Origin of the sequence: Enterobacter sp. 725m/11, from assembly GCF_011683705.1 — a bacterium.
Classification (GTDB): Bacteria; Pseudomonadota; Gammaproteobacteria; order Enterobacterales; family Enterobacteriaceae; genus Enterobacter; species Enterobacter bugandensis.
In genome coordinates, this window is sequence record NZ_JAAQOK010000127.1 from 1 (window position 1) to 400 (window position 400).

Sequence of the window (400 nt, forward strand, 5' to 3'; positions counted from 1 at the left end):
AGGGGAACCTGCGGTTGGATCACCTCCTTACCTTAAAGAACCTGCCTTTGCAGTGCTCACACAGATTGTCTGATGAAAAACAGCAGTAAAAAACCTCTACAGGCTTGTAGCTCAGGTGGTTAGAGCGCACCCCTGATAAGGGTGAGGTCGGTGGTTCAAGTCCACTCAGGCCTACCAAATTTGCGACGCAAATTTGAAGAGGTTGGCAAAACGATGGGGCTATAGCTCAGCTGGGAGAGCGCCTGCTTTGCACGCAGGAGGTCTGCGGTTCGATCCCGCATAGCTCCACCATCTTTTACTGCGAACACAAGAAAACTTCAGAGTGAACCTGAAAAGGTGCACTGCGAAGTTTTGCTCTTTAAAAATCTGGATCAAGCTGAAAATTGAAACGACACATCTT

At 48.5% G+C, this 400-nt stretch carries 2 tRNA genes; both read left to right on the plus strand.

Annotation, left to right across the window (positions count from 1 at the left end):
- Nucleotides 1-100 precede the first annotated feature (100 nt).
- Nucleotides 101-177, plus strand: a tRNA-Ile gene (locus tag HBA26_RS22710).
- Between the two features lie 38 nt (nt 178-215).
- Nucleotides 216-291: transfer RNA gene (locus HBA26_RS22715), tRNA-Ala, on the plus strand.
- The last annotated feature ends 109 nt before the right edge of the window (nt 292-400 follow it).